The organism is Roseibium sp. (assembly GCF_965233565.1).
Classification (GTDB): Bacteria; Pseudomonadota; Alphaproteobacteria; order Rhizobiales; family Stappiaceae; genus Roseibium.
On the sequence record NZ_OZ247494.1, the window covers coordinates 1,919,221 to 1,944,834 of the forward strand.

Consider the following 25,614-nt stretch of genomic DNA (forward strand, 5'->3'; position numbering starts at 1 on the left):
GAGCTTCCCATGAACGTTCAGAACACAACCGGCGTCACACGGCAGATTGCCCGTTTCGTGACAACAACCGGCTATGAGGATCTCCCACCGGACGCCATCGAAATTGCCAAGCGCTGCTTTGTCGACGGCACTGCCGTGATGCTGGCGGGATCGAGCGAGCCCTGCGCTGAAATCATCCGCACCTACGTGCAGCAGGTCATCGGAGCCACGGACGCCCGAACCATTGGCAAAGGATCAATGCGCGCGCCGGCCCACCTCGCGGCCCTCGCAAACGGGGTCGCCGGACATGCTCTGGATTGGGACGACACTGCACTTTCCCTTGAAAAGGACCGGTCCGTCCTGATCCATCCAACCATGCAACCCCTGTGCGCCAGCTATGCCCTAGCTGATCTGCTCGGCCGAAGCGGCAAGGACGTCCTGACAGCTTTTGTGCTCGGGTTTGAGGTTCAGGTGAAAATTGCAGAGGCCATTCATCCGGACCATTTCGCCGGCGGGCGCGGCTTCCATTCAAGCGGCACGATCGGCGTTTTTGGATCAACTGTTGCAGCCACCAAGTTGCTCAGGCTGACAGAACAGCAGACCATTCACGCGCTAGCTATTGCCGCAACTATGGCGGCGGGACTCGGGGTCAATCACGGCACGATGTCCAAACCGCTCAACATGGGCCGCGCGTCGGAAACCGGGGTGACGGCGGCACGGCTTGCCGAGCTGGGTTTCGACGGACCAGGCCACTCCCTGGAAGGTGGCCGTGGGTTTTTCGAAGCCTTTGGCGGTGGATTTGCTGCCGAACGCCTAACTGGAAGGCTTGGCGCCCCGCTCTCAATCCTGTCGCCTGGGACCTGTATCAAACCCTACCCGTCAGGCGTCGTCGGGCATCCGGGCATGGATGCCCTGAGAAAACTCGTTACCGAACAGGATATTCAAGGCGACGAAATCGACAGCATTCTGGTTAAAACCGGGCCGAACGTCATTGCACCCGGCCCCTTGCGTATTCTGCACGCAACAACGGCGCTTGAAGCAAAATTCTGTGTGCCGTTCCAGATGGCGGCCATCGCTCTCCGGCGAAAAGCTGGCCTGGAGGAGTTCGCCGATGACTTTGTTCAGTCCGAAGCTTGTCAGGTGCTGCAACGCCGGGTGACTGCAGAAATCGATCCGGACATTGCTGCACTTGGCAAGGACAAGGTTGTTTTCGAGGTCGAGGTTCGAACCAGGGACGGCCGCACATTTGCGCAAAAATCAGAAGAACACTATCGGGGCGGTCCCCGAAATCCGCTTTCCTGGGACGAGCTGAGCGCCAAATTTCATGACTGTGCGGCAGCGCTCGTCAGTGAAGAGGATCAGTCCAGTTTTCTGAATTCCGTCAGAAATCTGCAGAACCTGTCCGACGCTTCAGTGTTGCTGGACACGGTGACAGGTTGAAAAAGCCGGTCTTAACCTGCCTGCCAGACCTCGGGATTGATCATGTGGATCGGCGCGCCGTCCGCATAGGCATTCACCTGGTCGAAAATGTCCGAAAACTGAAGGTCGAACTCGTCTTCGGTGACATAACCGACATGGGGCGTCGGCAGGACGTTGGGATGGGTCAGAAGCGGATTGGCGGTGTCGGTCAAGGGCTCGGTATCGAAGACATCAACGGCTGCAAAGATCCGGCCCTTCGCGATTTCCGTTTCCAGAACGCCCGGCGCAATCAATCCCGATCTCGACGTGTTGACCAAAAGGGCGCGCGCCTGCATGGCGGCAAGATCCTCCGCCGTGATAATGCCGCGCGTGTCCGGTTTCAGCCGCACATGCAGGCTGACGATATCCGACGTGGCAAAGAACGCGTCCCGGCTCGACGCAACATTCGCCCCGTCAGCTTTCGCCCGCTCCCGGCCGCTATCCGAAGCCCACCACTGGATCTTCATGCCAATGGCCGCGGCATAGGTTGCCACCGCCTTGGCGATGCGGCCATAGCCATAGAGCCCGAGCGTGCGTCCGCGCATCGTGCGGCCGACACCCATCTGCCACTCTCCACGGCGGATCGAGGCAACCTGCTCGGGGATCTGGCGATAACTGGCCAGCATCAGCGCGAGCGTCATTTCAGCCGCCGCATAAGACGGTGTGCCGGCATGCATGTTTGAACACAGAAGCACATCATTGCGGCTGCAGGCCTCCACATCGATATGCGGATAGACGCTGCGCTGCGAGATCAGTTTCAGATTTGGAACCCGTTCAAGCAGATCCGCCGTGATCTTCGTCCGTTCCCGGAAAAGCACCAGCGCTTCGGCCTCCTGGAGCCGGACGGCAAGGGCTGCCGGATCGGCCACATGATCGGTCCAGACCGTTACATCATGCGCAGCAAGCTTTTCAAAGCAGGGCAGACTGCGAAGCGTGTCGAACCAGTCGTCGAGAATATGAACTTTCATCGGCTTTCCACACCACTTCCTTCTGTCAATGTGCGCGGGGTCGGCACGAAGATCTCCCGGTTGAGAACATCCAGTGCGCGGGTCAGTTGCGTCCGCTTCGACAGAAGGGAATTATACTCCACGTCGCACCCGGCCACGGGTGTCGGATAGGAACGGATCTCGTCCGTGATCTGCTGGCGGGCGATCTGAAGAGCCAGAATGGCTGCTTCAATATGTGCATCATATTCCGTCCCCATTCCGTTCTCCTCGTTTTCCTTCAAAAACCGCGTATCAGTTCCGGGTCCAGACTGTCCCCGGAATGAAGACTTCTCCGGTCGCAAGCTTGCGCGCAGTGCGCTGCAGGCCCGCCGATTTCACCAGAAACGTATCCCCGTCGATGTCATAGTCGATCACGACTTCCATTTTGCCCATCGGGTGTTCCAGCTGAAGCAAGACCGGAGCTGTTGCCGGACCGTCAAGCAGCCCCTCCCCGATCGTTCCGGGAGCGAGAAGGCACGAGGCCAGGCACTGAGATCCCGTGACAGCAAGCGTCGGATGACACTTCCAGGGCATGAAATAGCGCACCAGGGCCGATCCACCATCTTGTGCCGGGGCCAGTAGCCCAAATTTCGGGATTACCGATTTGCTGACATCGCCAAGCCCCATGCGCTCGCCCGCGATGAGACGGATCGCTTCCATCTTCGCAAAGAGGTCTTTGTTGGCGTCCAGCTCGGCGGCGCTTTCAGTTCCCGTTATGCCGAAATCGGCCGCACGTCCGATCACCATCGGCATTGCAACATCCATGCACGTGACGGCGACATCGTTGATGATTTCCTGTTTCTGGCCGGTCGGGAAAAGGGCCCCGGTCACGCTGCCTTCCACCTTCATGAACCGCAGCTCGATCGGTGCGGCCGTGCCCGGCACGCCATCAATGGCCGCCTCGCCGTCATATTGAACCGCACCGCCGGGCGTCTGCACAAGTTCAGACACCAGCGAGCCCGTATTGACTGCGCGGATCTTCACCTCGGTCACATCACCGGTCGGTTCGACAAGACCCATTTCGATGGCCGCCGGACCGACGCCGACCAGGATGTTTCCGCAAGAGGGTTTGTAGTCGACCAGTTTCTCCTCCACACCGACCTGGGCAAAGAAATAGTCCACATCGGCCCAGTCGTCGTCCGACCTGGACAGCATCGCAACCTTGGTGGTCACCGCGGTGCCACCACCGATCCCGTCAATGTTGAACGGGTGGCCTGCCCCGACAATCGATGTCAGCACATTGGAAAGGTCGTCGAGATTTTCCGGCAAATCCTTGCGACGCAGATAGGGCCCGCGCGACGACCCGCCGCGCATGAAAATGAAGGGGGTTGATGTCTGGATCATGCATCCGTCTCCCAAAGTAAATCGATGACACTGTCTGTGAAGGCTTTTGTGCCGAGAGGACCGCCGATATCGGCGGTGCGCGTTGCCGGTCGTGACAGCGCTTCTGTCAGCGCTGTCTGGATCGACAGGGCGACCGACGGGCAGTCAAGCTGCGCCATCAGCATGGCCGCGGAGCCGATCAGCGAGGTCGGATTGGCCTTGTCCTGGCCTGCGATGTCCGGGGCGGAGCCGTGCTGGGCCTGAGCCGCGGCGTGGTGCGGTCCAAGATTGAGAGAGGCGGCAAGGCCAAGCCCCCCGGCAAGTTCCGTCGCAAGATCCGACAGGATGTCGCCGAACATGTTTGTGGTGACGATGACATCGAATCTGGAGGGATCCCGGACCAGCAAGGCTGTTGCCGCATCGACAAGGACCTCGTCATAAGCGATGTCCGGGTGGTCAGCAGCGATCTCGCGAATGACCTCCAGAAAGAGGCCGTCGGTTGTGCGCAGCACATTGGCCTTGTGGACCGCTGTCACCCGCTTGCGGCCTTCACGCTCAGCATAGGCGAAGGCGGCCCGCCCGATGCGTTCGCTTGCATGCCGCGTCACCAGACGCATGGCCATGGCAACGCCCGGCACTGGCATGAATTCACCCGGACCTGAATGAAGATTTCGATCCGCGTAAAAGCCTTCAAGGTTCTCCCGGAAGATCACCAGGTCGACCGGCGCACCCGTCGGCGTCGGCAAACCGGCAACGCTTGTCGCCGGTCGAATATTGGCAAAAAGATCCAGCTCCTTGCGCAACACGCCGGAGGGATTGAGCCCGCCCGCTTTGCGCGGAGGATAGGCGTTGTGCGAGACAGGTCCGAGGACAACGCCGTCCGCGGCCCTTGCTGCCTCGATCACGCTCTCGGGGATCGTGGACTGCTGCGCCTCAAGCGCGGCAAAACCGATCTCCCGGTCTTCAAACTGCAGGTCCAGGCCATGGCATGCGGCCGCAGCGGCGACCACCATTTGGGTGGCCGCCATGATTTCCGGACCGATGCCGTCACCGGCAAGACAGAGAAGCTTCAGTGCCATGACCTGCTCCTCAGGTCAGCGGCCAGGGCAGCTTGACGAAGGACTGCAGAAGGCCCGGCGGAAAGTCGCGGTTGAGAAGCCAGGCCATGCCGCACATGAAGGCGATGCCGCAGGCGCCGTATAGACCGGCATATCCCCAACTGCGCCCTGCCCGGAAGTGGATGAATGCCACCAGGAACACGGCCAGCGCCAGGATGAAGCCGACCAGCGAGGTCAGGATCAGCAAGCCGGCGAACCAGGCCAGCGTCCGCCAAAGGCCGTGCCGGTTGTCCTCGGAGTTGCCTGCTTCGCTGTCGCAGAAAAGCGGGTCCTGTTCGGAGCTGCCGCGCATCCGGAACAGGAGGATCAGGCAGCCGATGATCGAGACGAGGCCGACAAATTGCGGGAAGACGCGGTCCGCCGATGCATAGTCCGGGATCAGCGACGCGTTGGTGAAGGCAAAGGCCAGGTAGCCCAGAATGGCGAGCAGGAAGATCAGCGGCGCCCGCTTGGTGCCATGCGGCACCTCACCTTCCGCGCGGATATTCTTGGACTGGCGCAGACCGACCACCACCGAGATCACCGTGATGATGATCAGGACGATGACAATCGGCGAGAAGATGTATTCCAGTCCCTCTTCGAAGCCCTTGCGGAACCGGGATTGCGCAATCTGAACGGCCTGGTTGGTATAGGTCTCTGCCGGATTGGACAGGACGAAGCCGATCAGGAAGGCCGGACGGGACCAGTCGAACCGGCGCATCAGGATGCCGAGCAGGCCAATGGCAAACAGCGCCACCAGATCCATCAGGTTCTGGCCCGACTGGAACGCCGCAAAGGAGATGATCATGAACAGGAACGGGGCCAGCAGCGCGAACGGAATGGTCGTCAGACGCGCAATGCCGCCGGAGCCCAGGATACAGATGATCGTGCCGACGACATTGGCCAGCGCCAGCAGCCAGACGATGGCATAGGTCACATCGAGATTGTTCTTCAGCATCGACGGACCGACTTCGATCGAGCCTGACCCGAGCAACGCAACCGCCCCGATGAAGACGGCCATCGATCCGGAGCCCGGAATCCCGAAGAGCAGCGTCGGTACCAGTCCGCCGCCTTCCTTGGCGTTGTTGGAACTTTCCGGCCCGATCACGCCGCGAATGTCGCCATTGCCGAATTTTGATTTGTCCTTGGACGTCTGAACCGTGTGGCCATAGGCGATCCAGTCGACGACGGAGCCACCAAGACCCGGGATGACACCAACCGTCACGCCGATCAGCGAGCAGCGGATGCTGAGCCAGATATTGGAGAACCAGTCGCGCACACCGTGCAGCCAGCCGCCGCCGAGCATGGAGCGTTCGGCAATGGCGCGGTCCTGGCGCAGCAGCGCAACGATTTCGGGAATTGCAAAAATGCCGAGACCGACAATGACCAGCTTCAGCCCGTCGGTGAGATAGGGCATGTCGTAGGTGGCCATGCGCAAGGCGCCGGCGCTGTCGCCTTCGCCGATCGTGCCCACCATCAGGCCAAGGCCCGCGGCAACGATCCCCTTGATCGCAACCTGGCCCGCCAGAATGCCCACCATGGAAAGGCCGAACAGCGTGATCATCAGGAGTTCCGGCGTTCGGAATTCCAGCACGATCGGCCGGGCAACCAGGATGAAGACGGTCAGGAAAGCGGCGCCCACAAGGCCGCCAAAGAGAGACGAGGCAAACGCTGCGGAGAGCGCGCGTGCCGCTTCCCCCTTCTTGGCCAGCGGAAAGCCGTCCAGAACGGTTGCCTGCGAGGCCGACGAGCCTGGAATGCCCATCAGAACGGACGCGAATGTGTCGGAGGTCGGCACCACGGCGACCATGCCGATCATCAGGGCGAGACCCAGAACCGGGTCCATGCCGAACATGAAGGGCAGCAGCAGGGACAGTCCGGCAATGCCGCCAAGGCCGGGAAACACGCCGATGCAGAGCCCCATGACCACGCCGAGCACGAGGTAGCCGAGGACCGCGGGCTGGAAGATCATCTCTGACGCCTGGGCGAGCGCAGGCAGAGCGGTACCGAGAATGTCCACTGGATCGTCTCTGATTTGATTGTCTGAAAGAAGGGGCCCGCCCGGTCAGACCCGGGCGGGCGGAGCTGGTTCTGCCGTTATTTCAGGGAGACGCCGTAGCGTTCCTGCAGCCAGCCGACCACGAAGTCCTTGGCCGCTGCCGGCACCTGAGTGGCGTTCTGCAGGGCACCATCAGCCTTTGCGCCTGTCATCTGCGGATATTTTCCGAGACGGCCGGCTGAGATCTCGGCAAAGTCGTCGCGTGCCTTGACCTTCTCAAAGGCCTGGGAATAGGTGAGGATCGCCTCGGGCGTTGCGCCCTTCGGCAGGAACACCATCTTCTGCGCCGGAAAACCGGAGATGAAGAAGGCCTTCCAGGCATCCCACTTTTCGCCAGACGTTTCACATCCGTCCGTTGCTTCACAGACTTCCTTGAAGGTCGGCATGTCCGGGAATGTCGGATCGCGAACGATGTCGCCGTCCGGGTTCAACGCGCCCCAGCTCATCATCGGCACGGCCGTGCCGGCTTCGACAAGCGGTGTCACGCCCTTGAGGTAGGACGAGGACGTCTGATAGTCGATATTGGCTTCACCGCGCTCGAACATCAGCCGGCCGTCACCGCGGCCCTTGATGCCGAAGACCGGCTCCACATTGAGACCGAGCATCTCCCAGGCCAGCAGCGGCACCAGGTCGAGACGTGTTGCGCCCTGCGAGCCATAGATGAAATCGGTGTCACGCAAAGCACTCGCGTCATTGCCGTTCATCTTGGACGCCAGATCCGGCGGCAGATAGGCAACGCCGCCCGTGCCGGAGGCCAGAACCACGTTCCAGTCGCCATATTCATAGCGGACACGCGGGTCGCCAAGCAGATACGGGAACTGGGTCGAACCGGACGAGCCGAAAATCAGGGTGCCTTCGCTGTCTGCAAAGTCCTGGTTCTGGAACCAGTTGGCGCCCTTGGTTGAACCGGCCCCCGGCATGAACTTCACAACCACGGTCGGCTGGCCCGGCAGGGCCTCGCTCAGGAGCGGCGCATAGAAGTTCGCCCATTTGGCGGACCCACCGGTTTCGGAGAAGGGAATGACCCACTCGACGGTTTTGCCGGACAGGTCGATACCTTCGGCCAGGGCCTGGGCCGGAACCAGCGCTCCGGCAGTGCACATCACACCAAGCGCGAGCTGGCGCGCAAGCTTCTTAAGAATCATGTTTTCCTCCCAATGGCGCAGTCAATTTCGTTTGACTGCCGCACAGTCAGTCCGCGGAAAAGCGGCTTGATGCATTCAGATTTCCCTGCGAAGCTTGCAATAAGCTTTCATCGAAAAGAAAAAGAATATGCGGATCGCGCTCGTCGAAGATAATGTCAGTCTGGCCAAGGGCATAGCTTACCAGCTCAGGGATGCCGGTCACTCGGTTGATGTTCTACACACTGGCGACGAGGCGGATCTCTTCCTGAAACAGGAACCCGGCGACCTCGTTATTCTCGATATCAACCTTCCCGGAAAGAGCGGGCTTGATCTCCTGAGCGATCTGAGAGAGCGCGATGACCCCCGTCCGGTGATCCTCCTGACCGCGCGATCCGAAACGCAGGACCGTGTCAAAGGGCTCGACGCAGGCGCCGACGACTATCTCGTCAAGCCCTTCGAGATGGATGAACTGGCCGCTCGCATCCGCGCCCTCGGGCGGCGCAAGGCCACGGCGCCAAAACAGTTTGTGGATCTCGGCCCTCTGAAATTCGACCCCGGCACCATGCAGCTCTTCGAAGACGGGACCGCCCTGGAAATTCCGCGCCGCGAACTTGCTCTGCTCGCAGCCCTTTTCCAGGCCAATGGCCGGACGGTGTCGAAGGCCAGCCTGCTCGACCAGCTTTACGGTGCTGGCAGCGAGACCGACGAGAAGGTGATCGAAGTCTATGTGTCTCGGCTGCGCAAACGCCTCGGCCCTTACGACATTCACATTCAGGTGCATCGCGGCATCGGCTATTCGCTGCAAGGGTCTATCGCATGAAGAGATCCTATTCTCTTCGCCTGCGCCTGACCGTCATCATCCTTCTACCGCTGCTGTTCGTTGCCGGCATCGCGGGCCTGTGGCAGCTCAACAACGCAAGGGTCACCGCCAGCGACGTCTTCGACCGCAGTCTTCAATCCGCAGCGCTTGCGGTCGCCAATGACGTCGCCCTGTCGGGTGGGGATGCTTTGGTTCCGGCAACAAGACAGATCCTGGCCGATACGTCCGGCGGACGGGTCTACTACCATGTCTATGCACCGGACGGCGTCATTGTGGCCGGTTATGCAACCCCGCCGGCCGGCATTCCGAGAACGGCGGGCGACGACCTCAACCCGGTCTATTTCAACGGCGAATATCTGGGCCGCGAGGTGCGCGGGTACCGGATGCGCACACGCATGCAGGTCGACGGTTTCAGCGGTGTGTTCACGACAACGGTTTGGCAGGACGTACAGATCCGGTCCGCCTTCGTCCAGGCCCTGATGTTGCGCTCCTTCGTGGCGATTTCGTCGATCATCCTTTCGCTCGCCCTGATCGTGTGGTTCGGGATCCGTATCGGCCTGTGGCCGCTGAGTGACCTTCAGCAGGCCATCGACCTGCGCTCCGGCGACGTTCTGAAACCGATCCGCCGCCCCGTCCCTGTGGAGGTGGAAGGCATCGTGCGCACGCTCAACCGCTTGCTCGGGCAGGTTTCGGATGCCATGGAAACGCAGGGTGAATTCATTTCCAACGCTGCGCATCAGCTCCGCAACCCGCTTGCCGGCGTGCTGGCGCTTGCCGAATCCGTCCGCTCAGCCAAGACGGAAACAGCCATGCGTCAGCGTGCGGATGATCTCGTCAAGGCCGCGAAGGAAACCAGCCAGCTGGCCCAGAAGCTTCTGTCCTATGAGCGCGCAAAATCCATCAATCCGGCATCGGCCAAGGAAACCTTCGCCCTGAACGACCTGCTCGCCGATCTTGCCGCCGAATGTCAACGCAAGGCACGGCGCGGCATCAGCATCGACTTTCTGCCCGCACGGGCGGACATTGAGCTTTCCGCCGACAGGACCATGGTTCGCGAAGCGGTTTCAAACCTGATCGACAATGCGCTTCGCCATGGTGGTGACACGCTCGGCACAATCAGGGTTGAAAGTGGTGTTGCGCAGGACCAGGCCACCATCACGGTCACCGATGACGGACTGGGTCTGACCGAAGACGAAATCCAGACAGCCTTGCAACGTTTCGGCCAGGTCGGGGAAAACAACGATGGCAGCGGTCTCGGCCTGCCAATCGTCGAACGTGTTGCCCATCGTCATGGCGGCGGTCTGTCACTGACGCCGGCGTCGCCCGGCCTTCAGGTTCAGCTGACGCTGCCCCTGGCGCGTCAGCCGGTCTGAACGGCCGTCCCGCCCACTTAAACGCCTTTTCTCTGCGCATCCCGCACAAGGGCTGCAAGACGATAAAACCCGTGGGCCATCTTGGAATAGGGTGTCAGCAGGAAAAAGCTGAGCACCGACCCGAGATGGATTGCCAGCATCGCCGGCATGGCGGCCGTCGATCCGAGAGCATAAAGCAACAGGCCACTGAGCGCGACCAGGAACAGAAGCAGGACGAAGCCCATCTCGCCGCCCCAGGCAGACACCGCGCCCAGATTTTTGTCGGCCTTCAGTTTCAGTCCTGCCAGCCACACGGTGCCCAGAACCATCAGGATACCGCCAGGGATGCCCAGCAATTTCGGCAGCGAGAACAGGCCGTAAGGCGCCTGCAGATCGAAAACATAGTGCATCACCGTGCCGGCGGAGGTCGACGCGAAGCAGAGCAGGAAGCCATACATGACGGCCTGATGGGCCAGCCGGCGCGCCTGGCTGAACCGGTCCTCATCCTCGAAATTGCAGCCATCGCCATGACCTCCGGCGAGGTTCCGCATCTTGGCGGCCGATCCGAACGCATCGACGATTTGTGTCCAGGTGATCTTGCTGCCCCCCGTTGCCCTCCAATAGCGCGTCAGGCTGACGCCAAGGCTGACCAGCGGGAACAGGAAGGCCGGCAGAAAAATTGCAACCATGGCGGAATGCGAGAGCACCGCATAAAAGCCATCCCCTCCTGCCGAACCAAGCGCACGAAAAGCCAGAAACAGGAGCGCAAACCCGACAATCGTTGCCAGGGCAATCATCACTCCGTTTTTTTGAAACAGGGTGGCAATGCCCCCCGGCCAGGCGAAGCTTTCCCAGCTGTCCTGCCGCACCTCGGCAAGGGCTTTTGGCAGGTTCAGGTCAAATTCATGCGGTGCCGTGTATTGGCACGCGTAGTAGCAGCCCCGACAGTTGTGGCAGAGATTGGCCAGTTGGGTCAGGTTGGCATCGGTGAAAAACCGTTCCTCGTGCAGCGCCGGAAAGACGGAGCAATAACCTTCGCAATAGCGGCAGGCGTTGCAGATTTCAGCCTGGCGGCGCGCTTCCTGTAGCAGTTCAGCTTGCATAATGTGCCGCCTCCCTGCCGGCAATCCGTCCGAAGACCGTTCCGATTGTCATGCCGAAACCGGCAAGATAGCCCTGCCCGAGGATCGAACCGGCCATGGTTTCTCCGGCAGCCCAGAGATTGCGGATCAGGCCGGCCTCGGTGCTGCACTGGGCGTTTTCGTCGACTTTCAGGCCGAGATAGGTAAAGGTCACACCGGTCTTCAGGCTATAGCCGTAATAGGGCGGCTCGGTGATCGGCCTGGCCCAGTTGGTCTTGGGCGGTGTCAGCCCCGTTGTCGCCACCCCGTCCAGTTCGGTCGGGTGGAAATTGGACGTGTCACCGCAGGCGGTATTGAACTCTTCGACGGTCTTGCGCAGAGCTTCGGCCGGCAGTCCCATCTGGTCCGCCAGGTCTTCCAGCGTCTCCGCCTTGATCGGCGGAAACACGGAGGGCATGAACAGGTTCAGAGACTTGGCGTCGATGATGACATAGCCGACCTGGTCGGGCTGGTTCGCCACCAGGCGTCCCCAGATCGCATAGCGCTTCGGCCAGACATCCTCGCCTTCATCGTAAAAGCGCTCGGCATTCTTGTTGACGACGATGGAGAACGGCACGCAGTCGAGACGCGTGACGATGCCACCATCGAATTTCGGCGCCCGTCCGTCGATCGCGACGGCGTGGCACTGTGTCGGATCACCGACCGATTGAACGCCCTGGTCCAACAGGTCCGCCAGAACGACGCCGCGATTATAGGGGGTGCCACGGATCAGAAAGTTCTGGGCCGGCGGGCCCCAGGCCCGGGTCAGCCAGTCGGTGTCCGCCTGAAAGCCGCCGGAAGCGACCACCACGGCCTTGGGCTCAAGACGCTTTTTCTGCCCTTCATGCTCATAGTCGATATGTTTAATCCGGTCGCCGTCCAGTTCCAGATGCGTGACATGCGCTTCGTAGACGACCTCGACGCCCAAGCCTTCGGCGGTTCGGTAATAGGCATTGACCAGCGACTTGCCTCCTCCCATGAAGAAGGCATTGGTGCGGGCCAGCGAGAGCGTGCCGGACAGGGAAGGCTGAAAACGCACCCCGTGGTCCTGCATCCAGGGCAGACATTCCTCGGACGTGCGGATGGCAAGCCGCGCCAGGTGTTCGTCGGTCTTGCCGCCAGTGACTTTCAGAAGGTCTTCGAAATATTCCTCTTCCGAATAGTCCTCCACAAGCGGGCCCAACGGGCCACCATGCATGCAGCGAAAATTGCGGGTGTGGCGGGAATTGCCACCCCGATAGGCCTTGGGCGCTGTTTCCAGGATGACGACGCGTGCGCCCTTTTCCGCGGCCGTGATGGCGGCGCAAAGCGCTGCGTTGCCACCGCCGATGACGGCAATGTCAGGTGATGTGGTCATGGTGCGCTTCCTCTCCAGGGAGGATCTACACCCTGCCGGATTGATTTGACCAATGCTACATTTTTAGCAATTAATGCAAGATGCGCATCAAATTCGATTTTCAGGACCTTGAGATCTTCCTGGCCGTGATGGACACCGCGTCGTTTCATGCTGCCGCGGGCCGCCTCAACATGTCCCAGCCGGCCGTCACCCGCAGGATCCAGAAGCTGGAAGACACACTCGGGTCCGACCTGTTCGAACGCTCGACCAGAAGCGTCAAACCGACCCTCGCCGCCAAAAGACTGCAGGCCCGCGCCGAAGCCATGCTCGACAGCGCGGAAGAAACGACACTGGCCATGCGCGACGAGAGCGTTGCCTTTGCCTATCAGCAGAGCGCTGTTGTCACGCTTGCCATGATCCCCAGCGCCGTAACGCCCCTGCTGATCCCGGCACTCCATACCCTTCGATCAAGGGGAGAGCTCGTGCGCTTGCGCCTTCTGGACCGGGCCGCCAACGAAGTGGCCGAGGCGGTCTCGCAGGGAGACGCCGACTTTGGTGTCTGTTCACTCGGGTCACTCGAACCCAACACCGATTTCGCCCCCCTCTTTGATGACGAAATCGCACTCGCGGTCTCAGGAGATCATTCACTTGCCGACCGCAAAACAGTGCACTGGTCCGATCTTCTGAACGAACCCTTGATCCTGCCGGCCCGCGGAACCGGCAATCGCCTGTTGATCGATGACGCCATGGCCCGCAGCCGCCTTTCCGCGCAGTGGACCTTTGAAGTCGGGCGGACGACAACGGCGATGGAACTGGTCGGCGCATCCGCCGGCGTGGCTTTGCTGCCGCGCTCCGCGCAGCATTCCGAGCTTGGAAAACAACTCGTCTTCAAGACATTGAAAGACCCGGAAGTGACCCGGCCGATTGGCTTGCTTGCCAGACAGGGCGCAGCCGACAGCGCCGCTGCCAGCATCTTGAAAGCCGAACTCCGCAACCGCGCCCGGCTCCTGAGCGGGGCAGAGTAAAGGCTCCGGCCGCCCCCTTTGATACAATTGATACAAACGATAAGGTCAAACTGAAATACCGGACAGCTACCGAAGTGGTTCGGGGTGTCTTCACACCCCGGGTGGCAGGAAGAGTGGGACATGTTTCAGCAGGGCGACAGCGATACAGCTCTTGCCGGCGGCGACCGGATCCAGCAGCACTTGCTGGAAGAAGCGGTCGAGGCGCTGGAGGAAGGCTTTGTCCTTTATGACCGGGACAAGCGGCTGGTCTTCGCCAACAGCTGCTATGCGGACATGCTCGGACCGCACAGAGACCTGCTGGTTCCGGGAACCCCGATGCAGGAGATCATCGGCAGCGCCATCGGCAGCGGTCATATTGACATCGTGCGCGGTCCGGACGGTGGCTTGCCCGGCATCTTCCAGGCGCTTGCCTCTGCCGGCAAACTGAAAATCGAAATCAGCGTTGCCGATGGCAGCCAGCGGGAAATCACGCTTGCGCTGCTGAAGGACGGCGGCATCGTTGCCACCGTTCGCGACATCACCGAACAGCGCACCGCCGAAGCCCGCGCCCGCGATCTGCTTCATGGCGCCATTGAAGCTGTCGATTTCGGCATTGCGCTGGTTGACGATGATGACCGGCTGGTGCTGGCCAACACGAAGTTTCGCGAGATCGGCGACCCCAACAACGATCTTCTGGTCCCGGGCCGCACCATGCGGGACATCCATGCGGACGCCATCGCAACCGGTCAGTTTCCGCTTCCTCCCTGGACCCCCAGCACCGAGATCCTGGATGAACTCGACCGGATGATCCGGCAGGCGGCCAAAGGGTTTTCCGTGCCGAACAACCAGGGCCGGGAAATTGTCGGCAATGTCTATGAGACTGCACTGCAGGGCCGGTTGCTGACCATCGAGGATGTCACCGATCAATTGCGCGCCGAGCGTCTGTTCACGGACGCGGTCGCCCGGTTGCCGGTCGGCGTTGCCATTGAGGCCGCCGACGGTCAGTTCACCCATTGCAACGATGCCTTTGCCGCCCCCTTTGGCCTGACCGCGGATGAAATCCTGAAACTCACGGACCAGGAACGGATTGATCTGCTGGCCCCGAAGATTGCCGAAATTGCCGGACGCGACGCCGGAGACCGGGCCGCGGCGATGTTTGCCGAGGCCGTCAAACAACAGCGCGAAACCCTGGCCCCGATGGAGGTTCGCTTCCGAGACGGCCGGCATTATGTCGTTGAACGCGCCATAACCCAGGACAATGGCCGGGTCGTCGTTGTTACGGACATCACCGCGCTGAAGGAAGCCGAGACCCGCAGCCTCCAGACGCTGAACGATGCCATCCAGTCGCTCGACGAGGGGCTTGTGCTGTTCGACCGAGACCTCAATTTCGTCCTCGGCAATCGCCTCTGGCACGAGATGTATTTCAGCGAACTCCCAGCCCCTCAACCCGGCGAAAACCTCGTGCCGATGATGGACCGGCTCATCGATGCCGGTGTACTCCGCCTTCCCGAAGGCGTTGAAAAACACGCCTATATGGACGATCTCGGCCGCAAGGTGAGGATCTATCACAAAAAGGAAACGCTGCACCTGGAAGGCGGCCGCATTCTGCTCGCCTCCGCCCACAAGACCGAACTGGACGGCTATCTGGTGTCCTTCACCGACATCACCGAGCAGCGTCGGGCCGAGGAAGAACAACGCGAGGCAGATCTGCTTCTGCGCAAGATCGTCGAGGCCTGTCCGGCCAACTTCCTGGTCTCGCGCATCGAGGACGGCAAGATCATCTATTGCCCGCCCGCCTCCCGGGAACGCTTCGGCGAGATCGACTCGACCCTCAGTTTCTTCCTCACGCCGGAAGACCGGGTCCGCTATCTGGAGGCGTTGCTGCCGACCGGCACGCTTGACGACTACCGGGTTCAGTTCCGCCGGGCGGATGGCTCGATCATGCAGGGCATCACCGCGGCCCGCGTCACCGACTACAAGGGCGAGAATGTCATCGTCTCCTCGACGCGCGACATTTCCGACCTTCTGGCAATGCAGGAGGAACTGCAGAAACAGCGGGACATTGCCCATCAGAGCGAAAAATTGTCGGCCCTGGGCGAACTTCTGGCAGGCGTCGCCCACGAGCTCAACAACCCGCTTTCGATCGTCACCGGCTATGCCCAGATGCTGAAAGGCAAGTTCGACGACCCCGTGCTCGCCAAACGGGTCGACCGGATTGCCGAGGCGGCGGACCGGAGCGCGAAGATCGTCAAGACCTTCCTGGCCATGGCCCGTCAACGTCCTGCCAGCATCGAACCCTGTTCGCTGAACGAGATCGCCTCTGTTGCGCTTGATGTTGCGGGTTACGGTTTGCGGTCCAACGGCGCGACGGTGACCACGGAATTCGACGACGACCTGCCGCAGATCTCCGGCGACGCCGACCAGCTTGTCCAGGTGTTCACCAACCTGATCGTCAATGCCGAACACGCGCTCGCCCCGCTTGGCGAGAAGGCGCAACTGACGCTTCTGTCGTCCTACGATGTCGACCGCGATCAGGCCGTTCTGGAAATCAGGGACAACGGTCCGGGCATTCCGGAGGAAATCCGGGCCCGCATCTTCGAACCGTTTTTCACGACCAAGGATGTCGGCGAAGGCACCGGTGTCGGACTGGCGTTCAGCCACCGGATCATCGACACCCATGGCGGCGTTCTGGAGGTCACCTCGACACCCGGGCAAGGCACGAGTTTCTTCGTCCGGCTCAAGGCCCTGAAGCCGGAGGCCGGAGACCATATTGAGGCCGAAGCACCTGCGGCTGCCCCGGTGCAGCGGCGTGTTCTCGTGGTCGACGACGAGCCGGGCGTCGGCGAACTGATCTCCGATCTCCTGACCGATCTCGGCTGCCAGACGGTGCAGGCCACAAGTGCGCGTGAAGCTCTTGCGCTCCTGTCGCACACACCAGTCGACCTGATTGTCAGTGACTTCAAGATGCCGGGTATGGATGGGGAGGGCTTCTACAGGACCCTTCAGGAGCGCTTGCCCAGCTATGCGCAGCGGATCGGATTTGTCACCGGCGACTCCATGGGATCCGCCGTCCAGCGCTTCCTGGCCGACAGCCGGCGCCCCTATGTCGAAAAACCGATTTCAAAAGAAGACCTTGCCTGTCTTCTAAACCAGCTAGGTGGTGGAGAGACCTCGCAATGACCAGCACCCCGTCCCCGAAACAGATCCTTGTCTGCGATGACGAACCGCATCTGCGCGAGATGGTCGCCGAATACCTGAGCGAACGCGGCTATGATGTTGCCGAGGCCCCGAATGCCGCCGAGATGAAGCAGCTGCTGGAAAGGCTTCAGCCGGCCCTGATCATTCTCGACGTCAACATGCCCGGCACCGACGGCCTGACCGCACTGCGCGACTTGCGTGCAACGTCCACCATTCCGGTCATCATGCTGACAGCAGCGAGTGAAGTCATCGACCGCATTGTCGGGCTTGAAATGGGCGCTGACGACTATGTCGGAAAACCGGTGGATCTGCGCGAACTGGAAGCCCGCATCAAGGCGGCCCTGCGCCGCCAGACCTTTGCCGATGCCGACCAGGTGGAAAAAACCCGTCAGTCGGGCACGGTGACTTTTGGCCCCTGCCGGCTCGACCTTGACGGCGCCAAGCTGTTCGGGCCCGGCGGCGACGAAATCGCCATCACGGCGATGGAATTCAGCCTGCTTCGCGTCTTTGCGGAAAATCGCGGCCGCGTCCTCAACCGCGACCAGCTTCTGGAACAGGCCCACGACAAGGGCTGGGAACCTTTCGACCGCTCCATCGACCTCCGCATTTCCCGGCTCCGCCGCAAGATCGAAACCAACCCGACCAAACCGGAAACCATCCGGACGGTGCGCGGGATCGGGTATGTGTTTGATTGAGAGGGAAGCCCGGATCGAAGCTTATCGGAGTGACCATGGGCGACCGGAACGGGTTGCCAATGCGGTCGTTTGACGTTTGCCGATCTGATCCAGAAAGCTGACCTTCGTTGCTATGTGAATGAAGGTCCGAGAAGGGCGGGGAGCGGGCTTTCTCGGCGGTCGAAACGAATGACAGGAATGGGGCCGAGAGCGGACTAGCGGCAAACGTGCTCCGCTTGCGGTTAGCTGACATTCGTCGGCCCTGAACGGGTCGCCGCTTCCGGCCCGAAGCCGCCATACGTTTGATTTGCAGCGCAAGTCCGCTTCCCGCATTTAGGCCAAAAAATGTCGCGCAGAAATCCCGCTTCAGATTGAGCGCCGATAGTCTCGATGTGCCTGTTACTGGCGCACGGCATCGCGACTGGAATCGAAATACAAATTCGGCTGCGTCCATGATTCCCTCTTTGCCCCAAAACTAGGGAAGAAGGTGTCTACAAGTTTAAGGGGCATTCAGCTTTTCAGCCGACGAGCAGGATTGCTTTGCCAGGTTTTTGTTGCTGCATACAACGCATTCACTTCCAGCCAATTAATTGATGTTATTGTATAATTCTATTTCTTCCCGAGAGTGAGCACATCAGAAAATACAATTCTTGATTTATTCCACTGGCACTTTAAACCTATGTTTATTAGCCCATTGCAACAAAAACGACTTTTGAAAGCGCGCCGTGGATTTATCGAAACTTGTAGAGCATGTGCGGACAACGCATTTCGCGATTATTGTAGTTAGCGTGACGGTCTTGATATTCGCGCAGGCTGAGCAGAGTTCAAAACCATATGAGGCTTACAACGAGTTGCTCATTGTGGAGAGACTGTCTCAGGATTGGAAGCGCAACGACTTGGAAGCGCTCGCGATTAGTGCATATGCAGATCATCACGGCGAACTCCCGCGCTCCCGAGTCTTCGGAACTGTCACTCTGTTTCCCGAAGAAGCCGGCACAGAAATGAATGGGCTGTTCCGCGATGCGGCTGGGGAACTAGGCTATCCGATTTCCGAGGAGTTTTCTGCGTCAGCGGTGTCACTACTTTCAGATTCACTACTTGTGTCTTGGAAAAAGCTTTCGCAGGAGACGCTATCTTCCGATCATTACGGTCCGCCAGGAATTCGAGCCGCCGAAGAAATCGAAGAAGGTCCTTACTTTTACACGCCACACAGCGCGGTGGCATTCGACCGCCCCTCGTCACTCCGCGGCTTCAGTGATTTCTGGAATGTGCTTGCGCTGGATCACAGCCTTCAAACGCTTGAGCCTTCGCCTTCGGACACAAGCGGCGCCTTCTCGATGACGAAGAACGTTATGTTTGCATTTGGTAATGCCGATGTTCAGTTTCATTCAAAAAGATGCGGATTGGACGATATCGACGACGAACCAGCATCGGATTGTCTCTGGATGTTTGCCGGCGGTCTTCAGGATCGTCGCGAGGCTTATGAGAATTTCCGGGAGCAGGTAAAAGCTCATGTATCTGATCCCGCCGACATCGCCGACTTCGGTTTCCATGTGGAGGGGGATGTCTTGAGGTATCTAGACCAACTCGAGACCCGTTCGAGCATGGTATTGCATCTATCACTCCATAAGAACTTTATCGCCATGGCTACGATGGGCGAGGGATGGATGGACGCTTGGGATGGAACCAGCAGCGCAAAGGATTTTTCAGTACAAACCAAGGTTCTGATTCCCGCTCAGGCTAAAAGCACCCCCTTTGACGCCCAAAGCCTGGTGCTGGCACGTCTACCATTAGGAATATTGGACCGGAATCCGGTCGTCTTAGGTTCATTTGAGGAGAGTTTTCCTGCTCTAGTGGCGTATCATGAACAGTATGGTGCGACGCCCTTTGACGAGCTAAAAACGTTAATCCGGCAACAGCTCGAGCAGGGAAAAAATAACACAACGGTAAGTCTGTTCGGCTTGACTATACCGATCGGGTTTTTGTCTCTTTTCGGCGGAGCGTTCGTCTTTTTCACGCAAACCTATCATTACCTCCACCTGAAGCAGCTGTTTAGCCGCATTGACTTTGCGAGGACAGACACCGCCGTTTGGGGCGTGCCTTGGGTGGGACTATATCTAGACAGTACGCTTGCAAAAATCACCGTCGTGCTAACTGCCGTAATCCTGCCATCCGGCGCTGTTGTCTATACGACAGCTTCGCTTGCATTTAATGGGAGTTGGATCGCTTTGGTGATCCTGCCTGTGTTGTTGATGTCGGTGATGACACTAATAACCTATTCACAGGTATGGCGACGACCGCGATGACGCAATGTGCTCGTCCTATAGGGTCATCTTACTGCCTTTGAACGAGCACAATTACGCTATCGGGGCATGTCCACCCTCCTGAGAAGTGGGATCGTGTTTCTCTGCAAGCTCGACTTCTGTTTGTTCCGCAGCAAAAGTCCGCTTCCCGCCCTGTCCGGGCATTCGTTCGGCTCGCTACGAACGGTAGTTTTCAGGATCAGGTAGAGACTCGGTGAACGACCGACTTGGGGCCGCAAAACCGCCACTGTTTCAAGAATGGTCGAATGTCTGGTTAGGGCCGATTGCGTCCGCGTGTATCGCTCACGTGAATGGCCGCTTCGGCCAGTTCGGTCGTCCAGAGTTGCCAGTCCGCCCCTTTTCGGCCATCCACAATCAAAACCTCACCTCCCCATCCCGGTCGTCCCGTTCCCCTCCGGATGTCCAGACCAGTCTCTTGTGCAATCAGTCAGGCAAAATGAAAGTCCATCAAGCGGCTGCTTGCCAAGGCCACCGGGTCTGAATCACCCGGCGCGCACTCCACCTACCCTCCATCCTTCCCCGACAGAAAATCCCAGACGAGCCGGGTTCTGGCCGGCAGGTGTTTGACCGGTGCCCGTAACAGGTACATCTGGAACGGGGAGCAATCGACGAAAGCGGGGATGTGGACCAGATCGCCCGTTCTCAGCTCGTCTTCGACAATCACCTTCGGCAGGAAGGCGAGACCGGTTCCGGCAAGTGCGGCGGTTTTCAGAAGGAAGCTGTTGTTTGCGCGAACGACGGCCACCGGGTCGATCCAGGCCTCGGTTTTGCCGTCGGACAGATGCCACTGGGGCGAGGCCTGCAGGCTGCTGAAAACCAGGGCCCTGTGGCACCTGATATCGTCCAGTGAGGACAACGCGCCCTGAGCGGCGAGATAGTCGGGCGAAGCACACAGCACCCTTGGCACCTCCCCGATCTTGCGCACGACCGCACTGCTGTCATGGAGCGTGTGTGCAATCCGCACGACGATATCCGCTTCGTCGTTGAAGACGTCGACGAAACTGTCGGTGGCGGTCACTTCCATTGTCAGGTTTGGATAGCGTTTCTGAAAATCGGACAGGCGATTGCCGAGCTGCCCCAAGGCATAGACGGTGGGCACGTTGAGGCGCACGGTTCCAGTGATCTCGGCGGCATTGCGCTGCAGGCTGTCCCGCAAGGATTGCAGCTCATCCGCCACCCGGCCGGCGACGCGGTAGGTCTCCTCCCCGGCGTCTGTCAGCCGCAACTGACGTGTCGAGCGGATCAGGAGGGACGCATTCATGTGTTCCTCCAGCCGGGTCACCTGCCTGGCCACCCAGGCGGGCGTCATGTTCAACGCGCGCGCGGCACCGGAGAAGCTCTCATGCTCAACAACGGTGCGAAAAACACGCAGATATTCAGTCAGATTTTCAGTACTCATTATGTGATGGTTTGTAAAAGAACAGGAGACAAATTGCAAAATTATCAGAGCAAGACTCAGTGAATAGATTGGCTCCAGTGTTTCTCATGGAGTCAGTCATGTCATTCTCACCACTGTTCGAACCGTTCCAGCTCGCGTCGATGAAGCTGAGAAACCGGACGCTTGTTGCGCCGATGACGCGCGTCAGCGCCACCCAGGACGGCTGTGTCGGCGATCTGATGTATCCGTATTACAGGGCCTTCGCCGACGGCGGGTTTGGCGCCGTGATTACGGAAGGCGTCTATACCGACAAGGCCTATAGCCAGGGCTATCAGTATCAGCCTGGCATCACCGACCCGGAGCAGGCCGCCGGCTGGGCCAGGCTGATCAGGGACATTCAGGCAGCAGGTTCAAAAGTGATCCTGCAGCTCATGCATGCAGGCGCCCTGTCGCAGTATAATCGCTTCAAGTCCGAAACCCGCGCGCCCTCCTCCGTGCCGCCCAGGGGCACCCAGATGGGTTTTTATCGCGGCGAAGGCCCCTACCCGACACCACGGGAACTGTCTCCGGCGGAGATCGACACCGCCGTGAAGGGCTTTGCCGACGCCGCCCGCCGCGCCCAGGATGCCGGTGCTGACGGCGTCGAAATTCACGGCGCGAATGGTTATCTGCTTGATCAGTTCCTCACCGATTACACCAACCGGCGCACGGACGATTTCGGTGGCAACACGCTGAGCCGTCTTCGGATGACCTGTGATGTCATCAGCCGTGTCCGTGACGCCACCGGAGCAGACTTTACCGTCGGTGTTCGCATTTCCCAGGCCAAGGTGAACGACTTCGAGCACAAATGGGCCGGCGCTGAGGACGATGCCAGGGTCATTTTCCCGCAACTGGCCAAGGCCGGCGCCAGCTACATCCACACGACCGAGTTCAACGCCGATCAACCGGCCTTCGAGACCGGCCCCTCCCTTGCCAGGCTGGCCCGCCTTCTGTCAGGGCTGCCGGTGATCGCCAATGGCGGCCTGGGAGATCCGGACCGCGCCGCGAAGATGCTGACGGATGACAGCGCCGATCTGATCGCGATCGGCAAGCCGGCCCTCGCCGCGCCGGACTGGCCCCGGAAAGTTCAGGAGCAGCACGTGCCCGAAGCGTTCAGCTTCGACATGTTTTCTCCGCTGGCCGATCTTAAAAGCGCCAATGACTACTTCGCCAGAGTTCCAGCCGAATAACCTGGCCAGACTAGGTTGAAAGCGTGTGTGGGCCCGGACATGTCCGGGTCCACCTGCCTCGGCGTCTTCCATCTGATCTGAAGGCGACCTGATGTCTGTGCATTGACGGACAGTCTCAGAACGTCCTGAAGGTTTCAGAACATCGGTGGCAGTCGTCGGTCAGGCTGGAAGACCTGCTCCGACCGGGCATCTTCGCTCTTCCGGAGAAAGGCCACGAGATCCGCAAAGGCCATTGGCCGGGCAAAGTGGTACCCCTGCAGGCGGTCGCAGCCGAGCCCGGCCAGGATGTCGGCCTGATCCCGGGTCTCGACACCTTCCGCCGTGACGCCGATTTCCAGTGCGTGACCGATTTCGATAAGGGACCTCAGCAATCGCAATCCGCCGCTGCCCTTGTCGACCAGCGCAACAAGCCGGCGGTCGATCTTCAATCGATCCGGATTGATCCTTTGCAACGCAACGACCGACGCCCGGCCGCTGCCGAAATCGTCGACCTCAATGGCGATGCCGAGTTCGCGCAGCCGGTCGAGCCGGCACAGGGACGCATCGTCCTGTTCTTCCAGAAAGATCGTTTCCAGAAGTTCGAAACTCACCTGGCCCGCATAGGCCTGCACCTGGCGCTGGATCGCATCGAAATCGTGGTGGTTGATCCGGCCTTCACTGACATTGAATGACAGGGACGGCGGCCGCGCATCCGACCCGAAGGCCGACTGGCAGGCGGCAATCGCCTGTTCGAAGATCAATCTGTCGATGTCCCCGGCAACGTTCAGATCTGTTGCAATGGACAGGAAGGCGCCCGGCGCCAGGATGCCGTATTCCGGATGGCGCCAGCGCGCGAGCGCTTCCAACGCGACCACCTCTCCCGTCGCCGCGTCCATCTGCGGCTGGAAATAGGGCTCGAACTCGACGGCCTCGATGCCGCGCAGCACATCGTCCGCAAGGGCCTTGGTACGCTGCGCATCTTCCAGATCGGCCCGGTCGAAAATGCCGAGTTGGCCGCGTCCCCGCCGTTTGGCCTTGTAGAGCGCCAGGTCCGATGTCGTCAGCAGTTGTTCTACTTCGGCCAAGGGCGTGCGCGCCAGACCGACCGTCGCGCCGAAACGGCATTCCTTGCCCTCAAAGAAGAGGGGACGGGAAAGATCCGACAGAAGGTCCCTTGCAAGTGTCTCCGGCCGGTCGCTGTTGCCCGTCACAGACAGCAGCACGACAAATTCGTCGCCGCCGATCCGGGCGACAACGTCCCCGGGGTCAACATGTGTCCGAATGCGCCTGGAAATTTCCAGGAGCACTTCGTCCCCTGCCGCATGTCCCATCGTGTCGTTGATGTTCTTGAACCGGTCGAGGTCAATGTGAAGCGCGGCGATTTCGCCGCCGTTTTCCCGGCGTTTTTGAACAAGCAGGTCGAATTTCTGGGCCAGATAGCGACGGTTGCCGAGACCGGTCAGGTCATCATGCAGTGCCATATAGGTGATGTCCCGGTTCGCCTTTTCCAGCTGCACGGATTTTTCTTCCAGCGCACGCCGTTGGCGCACCACCTCGGTGATGTTCAGCCGCAGGATCACGAATTCGCCGGCCTCGGTGCGCGACCGAACGACCCGGTGATACTGATCGTCGGCAAGTTCCAGATCCTCCACCCCGGGTGCCGTCAGATGCGGCGAGGAATAATAGCGCTCGGCCCATTCTTCCTCGCAGCCAACTGCCGCCGGGATCCGGCCGGACAAGGCAGCGGTGTACAGAACGTCTTTCAGGCTGGTGCCTGCCGTCAGTTTGCCGCTCTCGCCCGACATGGCCTCTTCATAGGCCGGATTCCAGACAACCAGTTTCAGATCCGCGTCATAGATTGCGAAAGGATCGGGATAGGCGTGGATCGCCGAAATCAGGCGGTCCTGTGCGGATTCAAACGCCCGGCGCTGGCGGACCAGTTCGGTAGTATCGATCCGCAGGATAACAAGGTCACCATTCTCGACACGGGACCTGAGCAACCGGTGATGCACGTCACCGGGAAGCTCGAGATCCTGCACCGGTTTTTCCATTTCCGCATCCTGGTGCTGATCGGACATCCATTCCTCTTCCCGGCCAACCGCATTGGCGATCTTGCCGGCCCGAATGGCGACACGGGCAACGTCCGTCCGGTGCATACCGACTTTCAGGTCTTCGGGATTTTCCGACATGGATGCCCGGTAGGCATCGTTGCAGACGACAAGACAATCGTCGCTGTCGTAAATGACAAAGGGAGCGGGATAGGCATTCAAAGCGGCGATCAGCCGTGCCTGCGCCGCTTCTGCCTGCCGCTTTTGCCGCACCAGCTCGGTTGAATTCAACCGGACAATCACATAGTCGCCGAAAGTGGATCTGGACCGCAACAGGCGGTGGTGTACGTCGCCATCCAGTTCAACGTCTTCAAAGGCGCTTTCCAGAAACTCAGGCGACAATATGCTTTGAATCCAGGCATCCTCCCGGCCGATGGCGTCCGGATACCGTCCGTCGCGAACGGCCAGACGCAACACTTCCTCAAGATGCATGCCGGCGACAAGCTCTTCGGGCTTGTCCGACATGGACGCCGCATAGCCGTCATTGCAGAAAATCATCTTCAGATCGCGGTCGTAGACGACGATCGGGTCCGGATAGGCATTCAGCGCGGCAACCAGTCGTGCGTAGGCCCGTTCCGCGTCCGTCACACCTGACCGGGGCCTGTAGGTGGCGCAAAAATAACGCCCCCCCTGTTCGTTCTCGTCCTTGTCGGCGTCGACAAGAAAATAGGAAAAACCGGTATCGACACTTGTGCCGTCGGCGCGGACAAGCCGGCATGTCCCGTCCTGGCGCCTGTCCCGCCCTGAAGGAGGCACCCCGTCTTCGAAACTGTGCCAGAACCAGTCGTCTCCTGCATGCAGCCGGTTCAAGGTGTCGCCCGAAACGTCTTCCAGTGCATAACCGAAGGCATCGGTGAAGGCAGCATTCACATAGATCAGGCGCGCAGTCGTTTCGCCAGGCGCAAGACGCGCAATCGCAACGGGATCATTTGTCAGATCCAGAAAACTGCTTTTGAGCGCTTCAATCTGCATGCTTGCCTCGATATCCTCCTTCAGCATTTAGACTGAGAGAGTTAGACAAGCATGAATAAGTAAAAATAAACAGCCACGTAGACTTGAAGAAAC

At 60.0% G+C, this 25,614-nt stretch carries 18 protein-coding genes; 8 read left to right on the top strand and 10 right to left on the bottom strand.

All coding sequences use genetic code 11. The features are described from left to right. Positions 1-9 precede the first annotated feature (9 nt). Positions 10-1,419 (top strand): MmgE/PrpD family protein, encoded by a 1,410-nt coding sequence (locus ACO6TG_RS08930; RefSeq protein ID WP_422377849.1) that lies wholly within the window; start codon positions 10-12, stop codon positions 1,417-1,419. Between the two features lie 11 nt (positions 1,420-1,430). Here the strand turns inward: ACO6TG_RS08930 and ACO6TG_RS08935 are convergent, their stop codons facing one another. From ACO6TG_RS08935 to ACO6TG_RS08960, 6 genes are all read right to left on the bottom strand, one after another. Next, positions 1,431-2,405, bottom strand: coding sequence for a D-2-hydroxyacid dehydrogenase family protein (locus ACO6TG_RS08935; RefSeq protein WP_422377850.1), 975 nt, complete (start codon positions 2,403-2,405; stop codon positions 1,431-1,433). Further along, the gene (locus tag ACO6TG_RS08940; protein ID WP_422377851.1) at positions 2,402-2,641 is read right to left on the bottom strand and encodes a hypothetical protein; all 240 of its coding nucleotides are present in this window, start codon (positions 2,639-2,641) and stop codon (positions 2,402-2,404) included. Before ACO6TG_RS08940 ends, ACO6TG_RS08935 begins: the two co-directional genes overlap by 4 nt. Positions 2,642-2,675: 34 nt before the next feature. Further along, positions 2,676-3,767, bottom strand: coding sequence for a 4-oxalomesaconate tautomerase (locus ACO6TG_RS08945; protein ID WP_094072081.1), 1,092 nt, complete (start codon positions 3,765-3,767; stop codon positions 2,676-2,678). Continuing rightward, on the bottom strand, positions 3,764-4,825 hold the full coding sequence (locus ACO6TG_RS08950) for an isocitrate/isopropylmalate dehydrogenase family protein (RefSeq protein ID WP_422377852.1): 1,062 nt from the start codon (positions 4,823-4,825) through the stop codon (positions 3,764-3,766). The genes ACO6TG_RS08945 and ACO6TG_RS08950 overlap by 4 nt, the downstream gene beginning before the upstream one ends. 10 nt (positions 4,826-4,835) lie before the next feature. Further along, complete coding sequence (locus tag ACO6TG_RS08955) at positions 4,836-6,863, bottom strand: tripartite tricarboxylate transporter permease (protein WP_422377853.1); 2,028 nt, start codon at positions 6,861-6,863, stop codon at positions 4,836-4,838. A gap of 77 nt (positions 6,864-6,940) precedes the next feature. Next, positions 6,941-8,047, bottom strand: a complete 1,107-nt coding sequence (locus ACO6TG_RS08960; RefSeq protein ID WP_422377854.1) for a tricarboxylate transporter — start codon at positions 8,045-8,047, stop codon at positions 6,941-6,943. 127 nt (positions 8,048-8,174) lie between these two features. Between ACO6TG_RS08960 and ACO6TG_RS08965 the strand changes: the two genes are divergently transcribed. Both ACO6TG_RS08965 and ACO6TG_RS08970 read left to right on the top strand, forming a co-directional pair. Next, on the top strand, positions 8,175-8,846 hold the full coding sequence (locus ACO6TG_RS08965) for a response regulator transcription factor (RefSeq protein WP_422377855.1): 672 nt from the start codon (positions 8,175-8,177) through the stop codon (positions 8,844-8,846). Beyond that, entirely contained in the window at positions 8,843-10,219 is a 1,377-nt protein-coding gene (locus ACO6TG_RS08970; protein ID WP_422377856.1) for a sensor histidine kinase, read from the top strand. The genes ACO6TG_RS08965 and ACO6TG_RS08970 overlap by 4 nt, the downstream gene beginning before the upstream one ends. A 17-nt stretch (positions 10,220-10,236) precedes the next feature. Here ACO6TG_RS08970 and tcuB read toward each other — a convergent pair whose 3' ends face one another. Both tcuB and tcuA read right to left on the bottom strand, forming a co-directional pair. Continuing rightward, positions 10,237-11,301, bottom strand: a complete 1,065-nt coding sequence (gene tcuB / locus ACO6TG_RS08975) for a tricarballylate utilization 4Fe-4S protein TcuB (RefSeq protein ID WP_422377857.1) — start codon at positions 11,299-11,301, stop codon at positions 10,237-10,239. Then, positions 11,291-12,676, bottom strand: coding sequence for an FAD-dependent tricarballylate dehydrogenase TcuA (tcuA, locus tag ACO6TG_RS08980; RefSeq protein WP_422377858.1), 1,386 nt, complete (start codon positions 12,674-12,676; stop codon positions 11,291-11,293). The genes tcuB and tcuA overlap by 11 nt, the downstream gene beginning before the upstream one ends. Positions 12,677-12,756: 80 nt before the next feature. Here tcuA and ACO6TG_RS08985 point away from each other — a divergent pair, with 80 nt between their 5' ends. The 4 genes from ACO6TG_RS08985 to ACO6TG_RS09000 all read left to right on the top strand — a co-directional run bounded on the left by ACO6TG_RS08985 (position 12,757) and on the right by ACO6TG_RS09000 (position 19,837). Then, positions 12,757-13,680: a LysR family transcriptional regulator gene (locus tag ACO6TG_RS08985; protein ID WP_422377859.1), complete on the top strand. Its 924-nt coding sequence runs from the start codon at positions 12,757-12,759 to the stop codon at positions 13,678-13,680. Between the two features lie 120 nt (positions 13,681-13,800). After that, positions 13,801-16,839 (top strand): PAS-domain containing protein, encoded by a 3,039-nt coding sequence (locus ACO6TG_RS08990; RefSeq protein ID WP_422377860.1) that lies wholly within the window; start codon positions 13,801-13,803, stop codon positions 16,837-16,839. Then, complete coding sequence (locus tag ACO6TG_RS08995; RefSeq protein WP_094072089.1) at positions 16,836-17,552, top strand: response regulator; 717 nt, start codon at positions 16,836-16,838, stop codon at positions 17,550-17,552. The genes ACO6TG_RS08990 and ACO6TG_RS08995 overlap by 4 nt, the downstream gene beginning before the upstream one ends. Positions 17,553-18,256: 704 nt before the next feature. Beyond that, positions 18,257-19,837 carry a hypothetical protein gene (locus ACO6TG_RS09000; protein ID WP_422377861.1) on the top strand — a complete coding sequence of 527 codons (1,581 nt, stop codon included), beginning with the start codon at positions 18,257-18,259 and terminating at the stop codon, positions 19,835-19,837. Positions 19,838-20,357: 520 nt separating this feature from the next. On the opposite strand, the gene ACO6TG_RS09005 is transcribed toward ACO6TG_RS09000, so the two are convergent. Next, a complete protein-coding gene (locus ACO6TG_RS09005; protein WP_422377862.1) occupies positions 20,358-21,254 on the bottom strand; it encodes a LysR family transcriptional regulator in 897 nt (298 codons plus the stop codon). A 98-nt stretch (positions 21,255-21,352) separates the two neighbouring features. Between ACO6TG_RS09005 and ACO6TG_RS09010 the strand changes: the two genes are divergently transcribed. Further along, complete coding sequence (locus ACO6TG_RS09010; RefSeq protein ID WP_422377863.1) at positions 21,353-22,462, top strand: NADH:flavin oxidoreductase; 1,110 nt, start codon at positions 21,353-21,355, stop codon at positions 22,460-22,462. Between the two features lie 134 nt (positions 22,463-22,596). Here ACO6TG_RS09010 and ACO6TG_RS09015 read toward each other — a convergent pair whose 3' ends face one another. Further along, positions 22,597-25,521 (bottom strand): EAL domain-containing protein, encoded by a 2,925-nt coding sequence (locus ACO6TG_RS09015; RefSeq protein ID WP_422377864.1) that lies wholly within the window; start codon positions 25,519-25,521, stop codon positions 22,597-22,599. Between the last annotated feature and the right edge of the window lie 93 nt (positions 25,522-25,614).

What these genes read in the sequence shown, in the direction of transcription:
- ACO6TG_RS08930 (WP_422377849.1), top strand. Translation starts at nt 10, where the DNA reads ATGAACGTTCAGAACACAACCGGCGTCACACGGCAGATTGCCCGTTTC.
- ACO6TG_RS08935 (WP_422377850.1), bottom strand. Translation starts at nt 2,405, where the DNA reads ATGAAAGTTCATATTCTCGACGACTGGTTCGACACGCTTCGCAGTCTG.
- ACO6TG_RS08940 (WP_422377851.1), bottom strand. Translation starts at nt 2,641, where the DNA reads ATGGGGACGGAATATGATGCACATATTGAAGCAGCCATTCTGGCTCTT.
- ACO6TG_RS08945 (WP_094072081.1), bottom strand. Translation starts at nt 3,767, where the DNA reads ATGATCCAGACATCAACCCCCTTCATTTTCATGCGCGGCGGGTCGTCG.
- ACO6TG_RS08950 (WP_422377852.1), bottom strand. Translation starts at nt 4,825, where the DNA reads ATGGCACTGAAGCTTCTCTGTCTTGCCGGTGACGGCATCGGTCCGGAA.
- ACO6TG_RS08960 (WP_422377854.1), bottom strand. Translation starts at nt 8,047, where the DNA reads ATGATTCTTAAGAAGCTTGCGCGCCAGCTCGCGCTTGGTGTGATGTGC.
- ACO6TG_RS08965 (WP_422377855.1), top strand. Translation starts at nt 8,175, where the DNA reads ATGCGGATCGCGCTCGTCGAAGATAATGTCAGTCTGGCCAAGGGCATA.
- ACO6TG_RS08970 (WP_422377856.1), top strand. Translation starts at nt 8,843, where the DNA reads ATGAAGAGATCCTATTCTCTTCGCCTGCGCCTGACCGTCATCATCCTT.
- tcuB (WP_422377857.1), bottom strand. Translation starts at nt 11,301, where the DNA reads ATGCAAGCTGAACTGCTACAGGAAGCGCGCCGCCAGGCTGAAATCTGC.
- tcuA (WP_422377858.1), bottom strand. Translation starts at nt 12,676, where the DNA reads ATGACCACATCACCTGACATTGCCGTCATCGGCGGTGGCAACGCAGCG.
- ACO6TG_RS08985 (WP_422377859.1), top strand. Translation starts at nt 12,757, where the DNA reads ATGCGCATCAAATTCGATTTTCAGGACCTTGAGATCTTCCTGGCCGTG.
- ACO6TG_RS08990 (WP_422377860.1), top strand. Translation starts at nt 13,801, where the DNA reads ATGTTTCAGCAGGGCGACAGCGATACAGCTCTTGCCGGCGGCGACCGG.
- ACO6TG_RS08995 (WP_094072089.1), top strand. Translation starts at nt 16,836, where the DNA reads ATGACCAGCACCCCGTCCCCGAAACAGATCCTTGTCTGCGATGACGAA.
- ACO6TG_RS09005 (WP_422377862.1), bottom strand. Translation starts at nt 21,254, where the DNA reads ATGAGTACTGAAAATCTGACTGAATATCTGCGTGTTTTTCGCACCGTT.
- ACO6TG_RS09010 (WP_422377863.1), top strand. Translation starts at nt 21,353, where the DNA reads ATGTCATTCTCACCACTGTTCGAACCGTTCCAGCTCGCGTCGATGAAG.
- ACO6TG_RS09015 (WP_422377864.1), bottom strand. Translation starts at nt 25,521, where the DNA reads ATGCAGATTGAAGCGCTCAAAAGCAGTTTTCTGGATCTGACAAATGAT.